This window comes from Methylorubrum podarium, from assembly GCF_040270385.1.
GTDB lineage: Bacteria > Pseudomonadota > Alphaproteobacteria > Rhizobiales > Beijerinckiaceae > Methylobacterium > Methylobacterium podarium.
Window position 1 is genome coordinate 1 of record NZ_JBELQE010000099.1, and the last position, 15173, is coordinate 15173.

General features: G+C 69.6%; 13 protein-coding genes. 5 read left to right on the forward strand and 8 right to left on the reverse strand.

What is annotated here, in order from left to right:
• Positions 1 to 172 precede the first annotated feature (172 nt).
• Positions 173 to 853, reverse strand: a complete 681-nt coding sequence (locus ABS772_RS19360) for a response regulator transcription factor (protein ID WP_350396428.1) — start codon at positions 851 to 853, stop codon at positions 173 to 175.
• A 393-nt stretch (positions 854 to 1246) separates the two neighbouring features.
• On the opposite strand from ABS772_RS19360, the gene ABS772_RS19365 reads away from it, so the two are divergent.
• The gene (locus tag ABS772_RS19365) at positions 1247 to 2524 is read left to right on the forward strand and encodes an aminotransferase class I/II-fold pyridoxal phosphate-dependent enzyme (RefSeq protein ID WP_350396429.1); all 1278 of its coding nucleotides are present in this window, start codon (positions 1247 to 1249) and stop codon (positions 2522 to 2524) included.
• 13 nt (positions 2525 to 2537) lie between these two features.
• Here ABS772_RS19365 and ABS772_RS19370 read toward each other — a convergent pair whose 3' ends face one another.
• The 6 genes from ABS772_RS19370 to ABS772_RS19395 all read right to left on the reverse strand — a co-directional run bounded on the left by ABS772_RS19370 (position 2538) and on the right by ABS772_RS19395 (position 9415).
• On the reverse strand, positions 2538 to 3641 hold the full coding sequence (locus tag ABS772_RS19370) for a Fic family protein (RefSeq protein WP_350396431.1): 1104 nt from the start codon (positions 3639 to 3641) through the stop codon (positions 2538 to 2540).
• A 53-nt stretch (positions 3642 to 3694) separates the two neighbouring features.
• Positions 3695 to 4813: an ATP-dependent DNA helicase gene (locus ABS772_RS19375; protein WP_350396432.1), complete on the reverse strand. Its 1119-nt coding sequence runs from the start codon at positions 4811 to 4813 to the stop codon at positions 3695 to 3697.
• Positions 4814 to 4833: 20 nt separating this feature from the next.
• Positions 4834 to 5769, reverse strand: coding sequence for an oxygen-dependent coproporphyrinogen oxidase (gene hemF, locus ABS772_RS19380; protein WP_350396433.1), 936 nt, complete (start codon positions 5767 to 5769; stop codon positions 4834 to 4836).
• A 92-nt stretch (positions 5770 to 5861) separates the two neighbouring features.
• On the reverse strand, positions 5862 to 7562 hold the full coding sequence (locus ABS772_RS19385; RefSeq protein WP_350396434.1) for a flotillin family protein: 1701 nt from the start codon (positions 7560 to 7562) through the stop codon (positions 5862 to 5864).
• A gap of 48 nt (positions 7563 to 7610) precedes the next feature.
• On the reverse strand, positions 7611 to 8279 hold the full coding sequence (locus ABS772_RS19390; RefSeq protein WP_350396435.1) for an OB-fold-containig protein: 669 nt from the start codon (positions 8277 to 8279) through the stop codon (positions 7611 to 7613).
• Positions 8276 to 9415 carry a PspA/IM30 family protein gene (locus tag ABS772_RS19395; RefSeq protein ID WP_238256241.1) on the reverse strand — a complete coding sequence of 380 codons (1140 nt, stop codon included), beginning with the start codon at positions 9413 to 9415 and terminating at the stop codon, positions 8276 to 8278. The genes ABS772_RS19390 and ABS772_RS19395 overlap by 4 nt, the downstream gene beginning before the upstream one ends.
• A 388-nt stretch (positions 9416 to 9803) precedes the next feature.
• Here ABS772_RS19395 and ABS772_RS19400 point away from each other — a divergent pair, with 388 nt between their 5' ends.
• Positions 9804 to 10826, forward strand: a complete 1023-nt coding sequence (locus ABS772_RS19400) for a helix-turn-helix transcriptional regulator (RefSeq protein WP_238256240.1) — start codon at positions 9804 to 9806, stop codon at positions 10824 to 10826.
• 195 nt (positions 10827 to 11021) lie between these two features.
• Positions 11022 to 11339: a DUF6894 family protein gene (locus ABS772_RS19405; RefSeq protein WP_350396436.1), complete on the forward strand. Its 318-nt coding sequence runs from the start codon at positions 11022 to 11024 to the stop codon at positions 11337 to 11339.
• A gap of 94 nt (positions 11340 to 11433) precedes the next feature.
• Here the strand turns inward: ABS772_RS19405 and ABS772_RS19410 are convergent, their stop codons facing one another.
• Positions 11434 to 11883: a tRNA (cytidine(34)-2'-O)-methyltransferase gene (locus ABS772_RS19410; RefSeq protein ID WP_350396437.1), complete on the reverse strand. Its 450-nt coding sequence runs from the start codon at positions 11881 to 11883 to the stop codon at positions 11434 to 11436.
• A 115-nt stretch (positions 11884 to 11998) separates the two neighbouring features.
• Between ABS772_RS19410 and ABS772_RS19415 the strand changes: the two genes are divergently transcribed.
• Both ABS772_RS19415 and ABS772_RS19420 read left to right on the forward strand, forming a co-directional pair.
• A complete protein-coding gene (locus ABS772_RS19415; protein ID WP_350396438.1) occupies positions 11999 to 13855 on the forward strand; it encodes an ABC transporter ATP-binding protein in 1857 nt (618 codons plus the stop codon).
• A 22-nt stretch (positions 13856 to 13877) separates the two neighbouring features.
• A partial coding sequence (locus tag ABS772_RS19420) for an MATE family efflux transporter (RefSeq protein ID WP_350396439.1) occupies positions 13878 to 15173 on the forward strand: 1296 nt, incomplete at its 3' end.

Below are 15173 nucleotides of genomic sequence, written 5' to 3' on the forward strand. Positions count from 1 at the left end.
CCGCGTTTGGGGGGGCCGGGGCGCCCCCCCGCCCCCGGCACCCCGCATGGGCGCCCCGCCCCCCCCCCCCCCCCCCCAAACCCCCCCCCCCCCCCCCCCTGCCCCCCCCCCCCCCCCCCCCCTTTCTGCGTTCAAGGGTTTTTGAAGCCGATCCTGCCGTTCGTCGCGCGGCTCAGCCGACGAAGGTGTAACCCGCCATCCGCTTGGCCTCGATCGGGTCGTAGCCGAGGCGCATCCGCAGCTTCTTGCGCAGCTTGCTGATGTGGCCCTCCACCACGCTCTCCTCGACGCTGGTGTCGAGGTCGCCGTAGACCGCGGTGAAGATCTGGCCCTTCGTCACCTGCCGGCCGCGGTTCTTCGAGAGATATTCCAGGATGTGCCGCTCGCGCCGGGGCAGGAGCAGGCAGGTGCCGTCGATCTCCGGATCGCGCCCGTCCGTGTAGACCTTGAGCCGGCCGGCCCTGTCGGGGGTCGGAGCCGGCTCGACGCCGCGGCCGGTCCGGCGCCGGATCGCGCTCGCCCGGGCGATGATCTCGCGGACATGGACCGGCTTGCGCACCACGTCGTCGATGCCGGCGGTGAACAGGGCCAGGGTCTGCTCGAGGGAGCGGGTCTCGTTGAGGGCGATGATCGGCGCCCGGCTGAGCGAGCGGATCGCCACGGTGCAGGAGGCGCGGTCGGCGAAGTCGCCGATCAGGAAGCCGTCGATCGCCTCGACGTCGATCCGCGGCGCGGCGTCGAGCCAGCCCTTCATGGATCCGACGGCGAGTCCCCGCGCCTTCACGCCCTCGGCACCGAAGCCGGCAACGTAATGGTCGGTGACGCTCTGCCGCTCGTCGACAACGATGTACATCGTCAGTTCTCGAAGATGTGCGAGGTCATCGCGTCCCGTGCGAATGTCCTTCGCGCGTCGCTCTGGCCGATTGAACTGTTAAAGGGTTGTCGGATGTTGTCGGTCGCTGGTCCGAGGGGCGTGTTGGCTGTTGCTCAACCTTCCCCGCGTGCCGCTTTCTCCAACATTTGACGGTCTGAGCTTTTTGGCGAGAATGGTTAACGGCGCGTTAAGGCCAAGCTTGCGCGAGACGAAACGTTAGGAGTTTGGTGACGCCGTCGATCCGCTCGTGGCCGATGTGCCACAGTGTGACCGAGCGGCTTCGGTGCGGTGCACGCCTTCTCGCCGGATCGGTCTTGACCGACGCGACGCGGCGCGCTCGAACGCTCGCTCGGCACCGCCAAGAGGAATTCCATGCCGTCGCTGTCCACCCTGTCGCCCGATGCCCTGGCGGAGCTGCGCTCCAAGCTGCGCGGTGAGTACGAGACCCTCAAAGCGCAGGGGTTGAAGCTCGACATGACCCGCGGCAAGCCCGCCTCGGATCAACTCGACCTCGCCGCCGAGATGCTGGCGCTGCCCGGCAACCGCGACACCACAGCCGAGGACGGCACCGACGCGCGCAACTACGGTAACCTGCAGGGCTTGCCCGAGGCCCGCGCCCTGTTCGCCCCCGTGCTCGGCGCGCCGCCGGAGCAGATCGTGATCGCCAACAATTCGAGCCTCGCGCTGATGCACGACGTGCTCGTCTACGCCCTGCTGAAGGGTGTGCCCGGTGGCGAAGGGCCGTGGTCGAAGCAGGAGCCGATCACGATCCTCTGCCCCGTGCCCGGCTACGACCGCCACTTCGCCCTGTGCGAGGGCTTCGGCATCCGCATGATCCCGATCCCGATGACGGGGGAGGGGCCGGACATGGCGGCGGTCGAGCGCGAGGCCGCCGACCCGTCAGTGAAGGGCATCTGGTGCGTGCCGCAATATTCGAACCCGAGCGGCGAGACCTATTCCGACGAGACCGTGCGGCGGCTCGCGGCTCTGAAGGCGGCGGCGCCCGACTTCCGCATCCTGTGGGACAACGCCTACGCGGTGCATCACCTCACCGAGGCGCGGCCGTCCCTCGTCGACATCCTGGAGGCCTGCACGCAGGCCGGGCATCCCGACCGGCCGATCGTGTTCGCCTCGACATCGAAGGTGACACTGGCCGGCGCCGGCTTCGCCATGCTCGCCGCCTCGCCCGCGAACGTGAAGTGGTACCTCGCGCAGGCCGGGCGCCGCAGCATCGGCCCGGACAAGCTCAACCAACTCCGCCACGTCCGCTTCCTGCGCGACGCCGCCGGGATCGCGGCCCATATGGATCGGCACCGCGCCCTGATCGGACCGAAATTCGCGGCGGTCGAGGAGGCCTTCGCCGCCCGTCTCGACGGCTGGGACGTCGCCCGCTGGAGCCGGCCGCTCGGCGGCTACTTCGTCACCCTGGACGTCACCGACGGCACCGCCTCGCAGGTGGTCCGGCTCGCGGGCGAGGCGGGCATCGCCCTGACGCCGGCCGGCGCGACGCATCCCTACGGGCGGGACCCGCACGACCGCACCCTGCGGATCGCGCCGACCTTCCCGAAGCTCGACGCCGTGCGCAAGGCGGCCGAGGCGGTGGCGCTCTGCACGCTGCTCGCGGCGGTGGAGGCGCGGGCCGCGGGGTGAGGTTGCTACGCGGCTACAGGGCGAGTGCGTAGCTCGTGCTGCGGCCGCCCCCCGGCTCCTTCACGAGAACGCCCGCCGCGATCAGCCCTTCGATGTCGCGCAGGGCCGTGTCCTGCGAGCACTTGGCGATCCTGGCCCATTTCGTGGTCGTCAGCTTGCCCTGGAAGCCGTCGAGGATGCGGTTGATCATCAGACGCTGACGGTCGTTGATGGTCCTGGTCGCCAGGTGCTCCCACACCTTCGCCTTGTGGATCACGGCCGCCAACGCAGCCTCGGCATCGCTCAGCGCCTGGTCGAGCACCTCGAGAAACCATGCCAGGCGGACCGTGATGTCGAGGTCGCCCTTCTGGGTCGCCTCGAGGGTCGCGTAATACTCGCTTCGCTCGACCCGTAGCCGCGACGACATGCTGTAGAAGCGCTGCCCCGTTCCCTCTGAACGGGCCAGTGCGAGATCGGCGATGGCGCGGGCGATCCGGCCGTTGCCGTCGTCGAAAGGGTGGATCGTCACGAACCAGATATGCGCCACGGCTGCCTTGAGCACCGGATCGGTCTTCGTGTCGGGCGCCTCGAACCACGTCAGGAAGGCCGCCATTTCTGCGTCGATCCGCTCGGCGGGCGGCGCACGGAAATGGACGCGCTCGCGGCCCATCGGGCCCGAGACGACCTGCATCGGGCTGAGCTCGTCCGTTCGCCAGCCGCCGACCGTGAAGGCCTTGCGCCCGTGCCCGCCCTCCGGAAAGAGGCCCGCGTGCCAGCGGAACAGGCGTTCCGTCGTCAGGGGTGCCGCATGTCCCTGCGTCGCATCGAGCAGCATCGCGACCAGCCCTTCGACCGGGCGCTCGACCGGCACCATCCCGGCGCGGTCGAGACCGAGCCGCCGTGCGACCGACGAGCGGACCTGTTCGCGATCGAGGATCTCACCCTCGATCTCGCTGGTCTTCAGGGCATCCTGAACGAGGGTCTGGAAGACGGCTTCGGTCTCGAGTTCGAAACCCAGCGCCTCCATGCGGCCGAGCAACCGACCCTGATGGTGACGGACCTCGGCCAAGCGCGTGGCCAAAGCCGCCTCATCCCAACGGAAGCGCGGCCAATCCGGGCGATCGTAGATGTAAGTCACATTCTCCGCATATCACGCGGAGAATAGACGCTGCAATCTCCGCATGACCCCGATCACACCACCACGGTGATCGCCTGCGCCGCCCGGGTCAGGCCGGTATAGAGCCAGCGGGCGCGGTGCTCGCGGAAGGCGTAGGACTCGTCGAACAGCACCACCTTGTCCCACTGCGAGCCCTGCGCCTTGTGCACGGTCAGCGCGTAGCCGTAGGTGAACTCGTCGGTCTCGCGGCGCAGGAACAGCGGGATCTCTTCCTCCGAACCCTCGATCACCTGCCGCAGCACCTTGATGTCGACCGCGCGGCGACGCACCGCCGGGTCGTCCTCCGGCACCACGTCGAGGCGGATCGTGTCGGGGCGGGGCGGCGCGCGTAGCGCCTGCACCGTCCAGGTCGAGCCGTTGAGCAGGCCCTTGGTGCGGTCGTTCCTCAGGCAGACCAGCTTCTCGCCGACCGACGGCATCGGGTCGGTGTGGCCGGCCAGTTCCCGCAGGCGGTTGTTGTAGAGCCGCCGGGTGCGGTTGAGGCCGACCAGCACCTGGTCGCAGTCGAGCACCTGGGCCGGGTCGATGTCGCGGCGGCGGATGACGCGGCTCTCGCCGTATTCGCCGACCTCCAGCCGGCCGCCCTCGCGGATGGTCATCGCCATGCGCACGATCGGGTCGTCGGCGGCCTGCCGGTGGACGTCGGTGAGCATCACGTCGGGCTCGGCTTCCGTGAAGAAGCCGCCACCGCGCACGGGCGGCAACTGCGCGGGGTCGCCCAGCACCAGCACCGGCTTGTCGAAGGAGAGGAGGTCGTGGCCGAGATCGGCATCGACCATCGAGCACTCGTCGATGACGATGAGGTCGGCCTTGGCCGCCGGGCCGGAGCGGTTGAGGGTGAAGGTCGGGCCGCCCTCGTCGCCCTCCTTGCTGCGGTAGATCAGCGAGTGGATCGTCGCCGCCTCAAAGCAGCCCTTCTGGCGCATGACCGAGGCCGCCTTGCCGGTGAAGGCGCCGAAGACGACCGGGCCGTCGACGTCGTCGGCGATACGGCGGGCGAGCGTGGTCTTGCCGGTGCCGGCATAGCCGAACAGGCGGAAGACCTGGGAGCCGCCCTCCTTGCGCCAGCGGGCGATGGCTTTCAGAGCCGCGTCCTGCTGCGGGGCGAACTGGGTGGGAACGGACTCGGCCATGGGTCTCGCGGGCGAGGGTTCTACGGCCAGCGCACGGTCGGCGGCAGCGAGGACAGGATCGAGGCGACGTTGCCGCCGGTCTTCAGGCCGAAGATGGTGCCGCGGTCGTAGAGCAGGTTGAACTCGACGTAGCGCCCGCGCCGCACCTGCTGCTCCTCCCGGTCGGCCTCGCTCCAAGCCTGCCCGAGGTTGCGCCGGACGATCTCCGGATACGCCTTCAGGAAGGCCTCGCCGACGTCGCGGGTATAGGCGAGATCGGCCTGCGGCTCGCCGGTCCAGTGATAGTCGTAGAAGATGCCGCCGATGCCGCGGGGCTCGTTGCGGTGCTTGAGGTGGAAATACTCGTCGCACCACGCCTTGTATTTTTCGTAGTTCACGGCCGGCGCGTGCGCCTCGCAGGCCTCGCGCAGGCAGGCGTGGAAGAACTGCGTGTCGGCGTCGTCCTGCGTCCGGCGCCGGTCGAGCACGGGGGTGAGGTCGGCGCCGCCGCCGAACCACGCCTTCGTGGTCACGACGAAGCGGGTGTTCATGTGCACCGTCGGCACGTTCGGGTTCCAGGGATGGACGATCAGCGAGATGCCGGTCGCGAAGAAGCGCGGATCCTCCGCCGCGCCCGGCATCTGCGCCCGGAATTCCGGCGCGAACTCGCCGTGCACGGTCGAGACGTGGACGCCGGCCTTCTCGAACACCCGGCCCTTCAGCATCGCCATGACGCCGCCGCCGCCCGGCGCGCCGCTATGGTCCGTGCGCTGCCACGGCGTCTTCTCGAACGTTTTGGCCTCTGCCGGCGCGTCCGGGTGGAACGGGCCTTCGGCCTCCGCCTCCAGCGTTTCCAGCGCGGCGACGATCCGGTCGCGCAGGGTGGCGAACCAGGCCTGAGCCTCGCTCTTCAGCGCGGCGAGGTCGTCGGGCGAGGGCAGGGGGGCGGGATTCCGGGAGGCGGTCGCGTCGCTCATGGCCCCAGGCTTTCCCACCCGGGCCGCGATCCGTCAATTCGCGGCGCGGCCGGGGAGGGGTGCGGTTTCGGATTCACGACGCGCGGCCGGCCTCAGACGCCAGCGCCCCCATTCGCGTGCCCGTCGGCAACGGGCTTCGCCGCCCCGTCGCGCAGGCCGCCGACCAGGGCGTCGAGGCTGCCCTTGCCCTCGGAGAAGCCCGCCTCGTTCAGGATCGCACCGAGGATCGGGCTGTTGTACTGGTAGCGCAGGAGGTGGCCCGACAGGCTGTCGCCGAAGCTCGCGGACACGCCGTTGCCGCCGCCCATCATCCCGCCCGCGTCGAAGATGCGGATCGAATCGATCTTCTCCACCGCCCGCATGCTCTCGCGCAGGGCGTCCGGGATGATGCCGAGGCGCTTCAGGCCCGTCTCGTAGGCGCGCGCCTCCGCCGAGAGGGCGTTGCGGGCCTCGTTCATCATCCGCTCGCGCTCGGCCTCGGCCTGGCCGAGCTTGGCGATGGCCTCCGCCTTCGAGGCGGCGGCGGTCGCCTCGGCCTCGGCCAGCGTCGTGATGGCGTTGGCGCGGTCCTCCGCCGCGCGCCGCTCGGCCTCCGCCGTGACGGTGACGCCGGTCGCCTCCCGCTCCGCCTCGCGCTTGGCGGCGATGACCGCGATCTCGCGCTCGCGCTCAGCGATCTCCTTGGCTTTGGCGGTCGCGACCCGCTCTTCCGCCGCGACGGCCAGGGCCTCGGCGGCCTTGGCGGCGGCGCGCGCCTCCGATTCCTTCTGCGAGCGCTCGGCGATCTTGATGGCGTTGTCCTGCAGCACGAGCTGGCGCTCGCGCTCGGCCTCCGCGTTGCGCTGGGCGATGGCGAGATCCGCCTCGATCCGCGCGCCCTCCGAGTTCTTGCGCGCCTCGGCCTCGCGCTGGCGCACCGCCTGCTCGCGCTCGATCCGCGCCGTCTCCTCGCTCTGCTGGGCGCGCTGCTCGGCCTGTGCGGTCTCGGCGCGGGTCTCGGCGGTCTTGTTGGCGATGTCGCGCTCCTGGGCGAGTTCCGCCTCCCGGGTGGCGCGCTGGATCTCCAGCTGCTTGAGCGCGGTCTCGCGGTCCTTCTCGGCCACGGCGACCTCGGCGTCGCGCACCGTGGCGTTGCGCTCCTTGCGGCGCTGCTCGGTGATCTCCTTGAGCCGGGCCAGACCTTCCGCGTCGAAGGAATTGTCCGGGTTGAAATGCTCGATCGAGGTCTGGTCGAGCCGCGTCAGCGAGGCGGATTCGAGTTCGAGGCCGTTGTGGCGCAGGTCGCCCGAGACCGCCTCCTGCACGCCCTTCACGAAGTCGGCGCGCTTCTCCTGAAGGTCGGGCAGGGTCATGCCGGCGGCGACCGCCCGCAGGGCGTCGACGAACTTCGCCTCGATCAGCTCGCGCAGCAGCATCGCGTCGTTGGTGCGTTCGCCCAGCGTCTGGGCGGCCAGCGCGATCGATTCCTCCTTGGGCTCGACGCGCACGTAGAACTCGACCGTGATGTCGGCCCGCAGCCGGTCCTTGGTGATGAGCGACTCGTTGCCGGAGCGCTTCACTTCGAGGCGCAGGGTGTTGAGGTTCACCATGGCGATGGAGTGGAACACCGGCAGCAGCACCGCGCCGCCATCGACCACGACCTTGCGCCCGCCGAGCCCCGTCCGGACGAAGGCGGTGTCCCGCGTCGTGCGCCGGTAGAGCCGGCTGAACACGAAGCCGATGCCGAGCACGGCCACGACGATGATGCCGGCGATCACCAGCAGGTTGACGATGCCGGAACTGACCATGTCCATGGAGAGCGATCCTTTCGGCTTGCGGGTCGGCTGGGGGAAGACGAGCGATCAGAGGTCCGGCGTGGCGGGGACCGCGACGTAGACCGCCTCGGCCCGGTCCACGAGGAGGACGCGGGCGCCGGTTTCCATCGCCGGCGCGTCGGGGGCGGCGCGGGCGCGCAGGAAGTGGGTGTTGCCGTGGCGATCCACGGCCCGGACCTGACCCGGCAGACCGTGATCCAGCGGGCCGAGGGTGACCTCGGCGGTGGCGCCGACCAGGTCGTCGGCGGTGACGGCGTAGCTCTCGTCCCGCGGGATCAGCCGGGCGATGGCTCTGGTCGAGACGCGCAGGGCCGGCAGCGTCGCCGCGGCGGCGATCGGAACCGCCAGGAGGACGGGCAGGGGCGCGACGAGGGCGGTGGCGAGCCCCTGCACGACGAAGCCCGCCAGCGCGAAGACGGCCAGCGCCAGGATCAGCAGGATCAGGAAGGGCACCCGGCCGAGATTGATCCACGACATCAGCGCCGCGGGCGAGAATGGGCCGTCCGCATCCGCCGCGGTGGCGAGATCGCCGCCGACCCCCGCCTCGTGACCGAAGGCGCCGTCCACCAGCCCCGACAGGGAATGCCCGACGAGGAGGGACAAGGCCTCCATTGCGACGAGGCCGGCCATCACCGCCGCCGCCAGGGTGAAGGGGAACAGGGCGGGGCCGACGAGGGGGCCGATCGCTGCGCTCACGAAGGGCGCCCCTGCTTCAGCGCGGCGAGCCGCCGCTCGATGGCGTCGTCGCGGTGCAGCCGGTCCAGTTCCTCGACCGACGGGTCGGCGACCGCCGAGGCGGTGCCGGTCACCCGGTCGATCGCCCGCAGCGATTGTTCGAGCTGGCGCGTGCGCGTGGCCTCCTCGCGGCCGTAGCCGTCGAGCGGGTCGGCCGCCTTCGCCGGCGGCTGCCGCAGCAGCGCGATCCGGTGCTCGGCGTCGCGCCGGGCGGCGTTGGCCGCCTGCATCGCCTTCGACGCCGCCTCATGGCGCTCGGCCACGTCCGCGAGGCTCGAATCGATCGCCTCGATCTGGCTCTCCAGGTCGAGCTGCCGGGCGATCCCGGCCCGGGCCAGGTCCTCGCGCCCGTTCGCGAGCGCGAGCGACAGCTTCTCCGGCAGCGCCGTGCGCTCCCCGTCGAGCTGGCCGCGGCGGGCGGTGAGGCGGTGCTCCTCCGCCTTGATCTTGCCGAGGTCGAGCCGCGCCTCGTGGATCACGGCATCGATCTCGCGCAGCGCCTGCTCGGCAATTGCGAGGCCGTTGCGGTCCTCCACCGCGTCGAGGGCGGCGTTGGACAGGCCGCCGATGATCCGGCCGACGCGGGTCAGGATGTTCTCGGGCATGCGGGTCTCCTCCTTCGGTGCCGTGACGGAGACGCCCACCTGGATGGTGAGCGTGTCGCCCGCGAGGGTGAGGCGGGCACTGGAGATTTCGCGCCAGGGGCCGTCGTAGCCCTCGACGCGGTAGGGCATCGTGCGCCGGCCGCAGAGCGTGGTGAGGGCGATCTCCGAGGCGCCCTTCACGCTGAACAGCTTGTCATCGAGCGGCATCGACGTGACGGAATCGGGGTCGAGGCCGGCGATCTGCTGCGCGAAATCGCGGATGCCGAGCGTGACGAGGCGGGCCGGCAACCCGGTCTCGTCCCGCACGCGCTGATACCCGTGCTCGATCAGGGCGACGACGTTGGCCCGCAGCCCGTGGTCCCGGCGGATCCCGTCGAGGATGACGAGCATCCGCCGGTAGGCGGCGAGCAGGGCACGGACCGCGTCGAGATCCGCCGGCTCGGGCAGAAGCCGGTAGGTCAGACGGGAGGGAAGGATTCCTGATCTGGGCACGAAGCCAACGTAAAACACCGATCTGGTGTTTTCAAGGGAATACACGCCTCGGATGCGTCTTTGGTGTCCGAAAGCCCGCATCCGGTGTGGGCGCGCACCGGGCGCATTCGCCCGGGCGCCCGCCCCATGACAGGCGGATCAAACCTCAGATGGGCGCACATGTCGTTCGACGAATTTCAAGCTGCCGACCGCGCAGCGAGACTGACCAAAGACTGGCAATTCTTCGGCCGTTGCATCCCAAACAAGGTACCGTGCTTCTTGCCGCGGGATTTTATCGTTATAGCTGGCAACCGATCAACGTAACTGCACAGCGACCATAATTTTGCATTCAATTTTGAATGTTGATGGGTGGCGCTGAAGCAAACGTCCGTTCGCCGCGTGACCTTCGATGTCGCATACCAATAGCCGGCCACCCGAGACGCAGGGCTCGGGGTCGATCTGGCGGCCGCAGCGGTTCTTCGCGCATCGACTGCAGTCCGTCCAAGAGCTCGAACGCCTGAACGACGGCGGAGGTCTTGCGGTCAACTTCTACCCGGTGTCCCGCGTATCGCCGCTGGTCCAGGTGGAGGGCGGACAGAGCCGGAGCATGAGCCTCTGGCGCACGCATTCGGCCACGGGCTTCCTGACGGTCCCGACGCTGGAAGCCGATCTGTTCACCATCCGGTTCGTCACCAATGGCCGGATGATCCGCCGAAACTGGCGCGGCGAGCAGATCGCGACGCAGGGCTACGCGACATTCAGCGCATTGGAAGATATGCGAAACGGAGAGGCCTCGGCGGGCTTCTCGGCCATCAGCAGCACGATCGCCCGCGCGTCCCTTCTGGCGAGCTACCACGCTCTGGAGCGCAAGCCGGATCGTCCGCTTCCCGTCCTGGAGCCGCTCACGTCGATCGACAATCTGGGAATGCGCGCGCTCCTCCTGTCGCTGGAGCAGATGCAGATCCGGCTGCGCGACGTGCGCACGGCCGACGACCTGTTTTTTCCGCTGCTTGAAGAGATCGTTTCATATCAGCTGTTGAGCGTGTGGCCGCGGGCACCGGTCGCCGAGGTGCCTTCAACCGGTAGTCTCACCGCTGCGCATGTCCGTTGCGCGGTCGATTACATCGAGGCGCATCTCGCGACGCCGTTCCGATTGGCCGATGTCGCGGCCGTCGCGGGCGTGAGTGTTCGCATGTTGCAGATGTCCTTCAAGCGTGAACTGAGCATGACGCCGGTCGAATTCATCATCGAGCGTCGTCTGCAGCGGGTTCATCGCGACCTCTGCAGCGAGATGCACAGGGACACTTCGATCGCGGAGCTGAGTCGCAGGTGGGGCTTTGCTCACATGAGTGATTTCGCCCAACGCTACCGGCGCCGGTTCGGATGTACTCCCAGTGAAACACGACGTGACATGCTACGCAAAGTAGAATGACGGGAATATCATGAATGCGAAACGTTGTTATTTTTACGAATACAGCAATTTAAAGATATTTTAGGCGATTGACAGGCACATTGACTATCGAATAGGCCATTCCGGCGGGGCCAAATCTAAACATGCAGGTTCGACGATCCTGCTGCCGCAAGGGCCTCGATTGCGCGCTGGAGTGACGGTTTTCAGGAGCCACAGATGCCCAGGTTCTTCTTCAACACCAACGACGATGTAGAGCTATGGGATGAAGAGGGAACGGAGCTGCCGGATCTCGACGCGGCGCGCCGCGCCGCCATCCGTTATGCTGGGGAACTCTTGAGGGAGGCCGGCGCGTCCGTCGGATTCGACGAGACGTGGCAGCTCGTGGCGAGCGATACGAGCGAAGCGGTGGTGTTCACCATCGACGTCAAGGTCACTCTGAATCAGGCGGCGCTCCCCGTCGCGCGTCTCGACGCGGCCCACCGTCAGCAGCGTCCGAGGACACGGCAGTCCGAGAGGACCGTGCATTCGAACTGAACCGCTGCCCGGTTCACGGGACGGGAAAGCCTGTCGAGGGACGGTCGGTCGAACCTGCTGATCCCGGCGCCGGCCTCCGCCGATCGCGGAACCCTCATCCGACCTGCCGGATCGCCTCCCCCAGGATCATCGCGGCGCAGACCGCGACGTTGAGCGAGCGCAGGCCCGGCCGGATCGGCACCACCACGCGGGCATCGGCCGCGGCGTGGACCGCCTCCGGCACGCCGGCCGATTCACGCCCCATCAGCACGCAGTCGCCGGCGCGGAAGGCGTGCCGCGTGTAGGGCACCGAGCCGGCGGTCGTGGCGAGCACGAGGCGCAGGCCCGCCTCCTCCCGCCACGCCTGGAACGCGTCCCACGACCGGTGCCGGGTGATCGCCACGTGGTCGAGATAGTCCATCCCCGAGCGGCGCAGGTTCCGGTCGGACACGTCGAAGCCCGCCGGCTCGATGATCTCCACCGCGACCCCGAGGCAGGCCGCCATGCGCAGCATGGTGCCCGTGTTCTGCGGGATGTCCGGCTGATAGAGGGCGAGGCGAAGCATCGGTGGGGCGGGGCAGGGGCGGGGCAGGGTCTTGCCTGCGGCATGGGCGCAGGGTTGGCCCGGCGTCAAGGAGGCTTACCTGAGCCTCTCGTTCCTCACTCGGTCCCGCACAATCATGTTCCTCGATTGGCTCGAGCGCCGCATCGATCCGTTCGCGCCCTTCGACGACCGGCGCATGCCGCCGAAGACCGTGCTGGGCTTCGCGGGCTTCTACCTGCGGCCGATCCGTTCCGCGCTCATGGTGCTGTTCGTCATCGCGGTGGTGGCCGGCGGCATCGAGGCGTCGCTCTATCTCCTGATGCGCTGGTTCATCGACCTGATGAACGCGGCCGACCGCACCACCGTGATCGGCGACAACGCCGTGCCGCTGACGCTCGCCGCGCTGCTCCTCCTCGTGGTGCGCCCGTTCACGATCTGGCTGCACGAAGTGGTCTCGAACCAGCTGGTCGTGCCGCAATCGACGAACCAGATCCGCTGGCGCACGCATCTCTACACGCTCGGCCACTCGCTCTCGTACTTCCAGGCGGATTTCGCCGGGCGGCTCGCCAACCGCACCGTTCAGGTCGGGCCGGCGGTGCGCGAACTCGCCGTCGTTTTCATCGACACGCTGCTCTACGTCGCGATCTACGCGGTCACCGCGATCGGGCTGTTCTCCTCGATCTCGGCGTGGCTGGCGCTTCCCGTCGTGGTCTGGGTCGCGGCCTATGCCGGCCTGACGGCGTGGTTCGTGCCGCGCGCCCGCAAGCGCTCGCATCTGACCGCCGAGACCCGCTCGACGCTGATCGGCCGGGTGGTCGACAGCTACACCAACATCCTCACCGTCAAGCTGTTCGCCCGCGACCGCGAGGAGCGCGCCGCCGTGCGCGACGCGGTCGACACCCACACGAAGGCCTATCTGCACCAGTTCCGGCTCACCACGCTGACGACGAGCCTGCTCGGCGGCCTCAACAGCCTGCTCCTCTTCGCCACGGCCGCCGTCTGCTTCGCCCTGTGGCAGCGTGGCGCGATGACGACCGGCGAGGCCTCGGCCGGCCTCGCGCTGGTCCTTCGGCTCATGGCGATGTCGGGCTGGGTGATGCAGACCGTGCGCGGCGTGTTCGAGAATGTCGGCGTGATCCAGGAGAGCATGCAGACGATCGCCCGTCCGCACGCGCTCACCGACGCGCGGGACGCGCGGACGCTGCACGTCACCGGCGGCGACATCCGCTTCGAGAACGTGGACTTCCATTACGGGCGGGGCGACGCCAGCATCATCGAGGACCTCTCCTTCCACATCCGTCCGGGTGAGAAGGTCGGGCTCGTCGGCGTGAGCGGCGCCGGCAAGAGCACCATCACCGCGCTGCTCCTGCGCCTGCACGACGTCGAGGGCGGGCGCATCCTGATCGACGGCCAGGACATCGCCGGGGTGACGCAGGATTCCCTGCGCGGCGCCATCGCCATGGTGAGCCAGGACACCTCGCTCCTGCACCGCTCGATCCGCGACAACATCGGCTACGGCCGCCCGGACGCGTCCGACGCCGAGATCGAGCGGGCGGCGCGGCTGGCGCATGCCCACGACTTCATCCTCGACCTCGTGGACCACAAGGGCCGGCGCGGCTACGACGCCCATGTCGGCGAGCGCGGGGTGAAGCTCTCCGGCGGTCAGCGCCAGCGCATCGCGATCGCCCGCGTCATCCTCAAGGACGCGCCGATCCTGATCCTCGACGAGGCGACGAGCGCGCTCGACAGCCAGGTCGAGGCGGCGATCCAGGAGGCGCTCGACACGCTGATGGGCGACAAGACCGTGCTCGCTATCGCCCACCGGCTCTCGACCATCGCGGCCCTCGACCGGCTGATCGTGATCGATCGCGGCCGGATCGTGGAGGAGGGCACCCATGCCGAGCTGATCCGCCGGGGCGGCCTCTACGCCGACCTGTGGCGGCGCCAGTCCGGCGGCTTCCTGGGGGATCGGGCGCCGGCTCCGGCCTCGTGAGCGAACGAACGGAGCGGACGACGTGACGTCTTCACCGAGCCTCGCGGCCAGCGGCCTCGGCCGGCCACCGGCCTCGCCCTGGCTCGACGAGCTGCGCGCGACGCTGCGGCTTTCCGGCCCGCTCGTCCTGATCAACCTCGCCCAGCACGGCTTGGTGGCTTCGAACACGGTGCTGCTCGGCCGGCTCGGTGCCGAGCCCATCGCGGCGGGCGCGCTCGCCACCAGCCTCTACCTGCTGCTGTTCATCGGCGGCATCGGCCTCACCTCCTCGGTGGCGCCCCTCGTCGCCGAGTCGGTCGGACGCGAGGCGGGCGTGGAGCGGGCCGGCGAGGTGCGGCGCACGGTCCGGGCGGGCCTGTGGGTCGGCTTCCTCGTGACCCTCGCGCTGATGCCGGTGCTCTGGTTCACCGAGGAACTGCTCGAACTGCTGCGGCAGGAGCCGGCGGTGGCGCGGGATGCCGGCCGCTACATGCGGGTGCTGCAATGGTGGATGATCCCGGCCCTCGCCTTCATGGTGCTCAAGGGCGCGCTCGCCGCGCTCCAGCGGCCGGGACCGCCGCTGGCGGTGAGCCTCGCCGCGCTGCCGCTCAATCTCGGCCTCGGCGCCTTCCTCGCCTTCGGGCCGCCGCAGCTCGGCATCGTCGGCGTGGCGCTCGGCACGGTGATCACCGAGTTCCTGGCGCTCGCTGCCCTGGTGCTGGTGATCCGGTTCGACCGCAGCCTCCACCGGCACCGGATGTTCGCCCGTCTCTGGCGCCTCGATCCCGAGCGCCTCGCCCGCGTGGTGCGGATCGGCCTGCCGATGGGCGTGGCGGGGATCGCCGAGGCCGGGCTGTTCGAGGCGGCCACGGTGGCGATGGGCACCTTCGGCACGGTGCCGCTCGCCGCCCACGCGGTCACGCTCCAGATCGCGGCGACCTGCTTCATGGTGCCCAACGGCATCGGGCAGGCGGCGACGGTGCGGGTCGGCCGCGCCTACGGCGCCGCCGATCGGGCGGCCCTGCGCCGGGCCGGTGCCATCGCCCTCTGGCTCGGCTTCGGCTTCATGGTGGCCTGCGCCGTGGTGCAGCTCGTCGCCCCGCGCGCCCTGATCGGCCTGTTCCTCGACGCCGGGGCGCCGGGCGCAGCGAGCGTGTTTCCGGTGGCGGCCGGCTTCTTGGTCTTCTCGGCCCTGTTCGCGATCTCGGACGGGGTGCAGTCGGTGGCGCTCGGGGCGTTGCGCGGCCTGCAGGACACCAAGGTGCCGATGCTGATCGCGCTCACCGGCTACTGGGGCATCGGGGTGCCGCTCGGGGCGGCGCTCGCCTGGGGCGCGGGG

Excerpts from the sequence above, each read along its gene's own strand:
- ABS772_RS19360 (WP_350396428.1), bottom strand. The coding sequence starts at position 853 with ATGTACATCGTTGTCGACGAGCGGCAGAGCGTCACCGACCATTACGTT.
- ABS772_RS19365 (WP_350396429.1), top strand. The coding sequence starts at position 1,247 with ATGCCGTCGCTGTCCACCCTGTCGCCCGATGCCCTGGCGGAGCTGCGC.
- ABS772_RS19375 (WP_350396432.1), bottom strand. The coding sequence starts at position 4,813 with ATGGCCGAGTCCGTTCCCACCCAGTTCGCCCCGCAGCAGGACGCGGCT.
- hemF (WP_350396433.1), bottom strand. The coding sequence starts at position 5,769 with ATGAGCGACGCGACCGCCTCCCGGAATCCCGCCCCCCTGCCCTCGCCC.
- ABS772_RS19385 (WP_350396434.1), bottom strand. The coding sequence starts at position 7,562 with ATGGACATGGTCAGTTCCGGCATCGTCAACCTGCTGGTGATCGCCGGC.
- ABS772_RS19400 (WP_238256240.1), top strand. The coding sequence starts at position 9,804 with ATGTCGCATACCAATAGCCGGCCACCCGAGACGCAGGGCTCGGGGTCG.
- ABS772_RS19405 (WP_350396436.1), top strand. The coding sequence starts at position 11,022 with ATGCCCAGGTTCTTCTTCAACACCAACGACGATGTAGAGCTATGGGAT.
- ABS772_RS19410 (WP_350396437.1), bottom strand. The coding sequence starts at position 11,883 with ATGCTTCGCCTCGCCCTCTATCAGCCGGACATCCCGCAGAACACGGGC.
- ABS772_RS19415 (WP_350396438.1), top strand. The coding sequence starts at position 11,999 with ATGTTCCTCGATTGGCTCGAGCGCCGCATCGATCCGTTCGCGCCCTTC.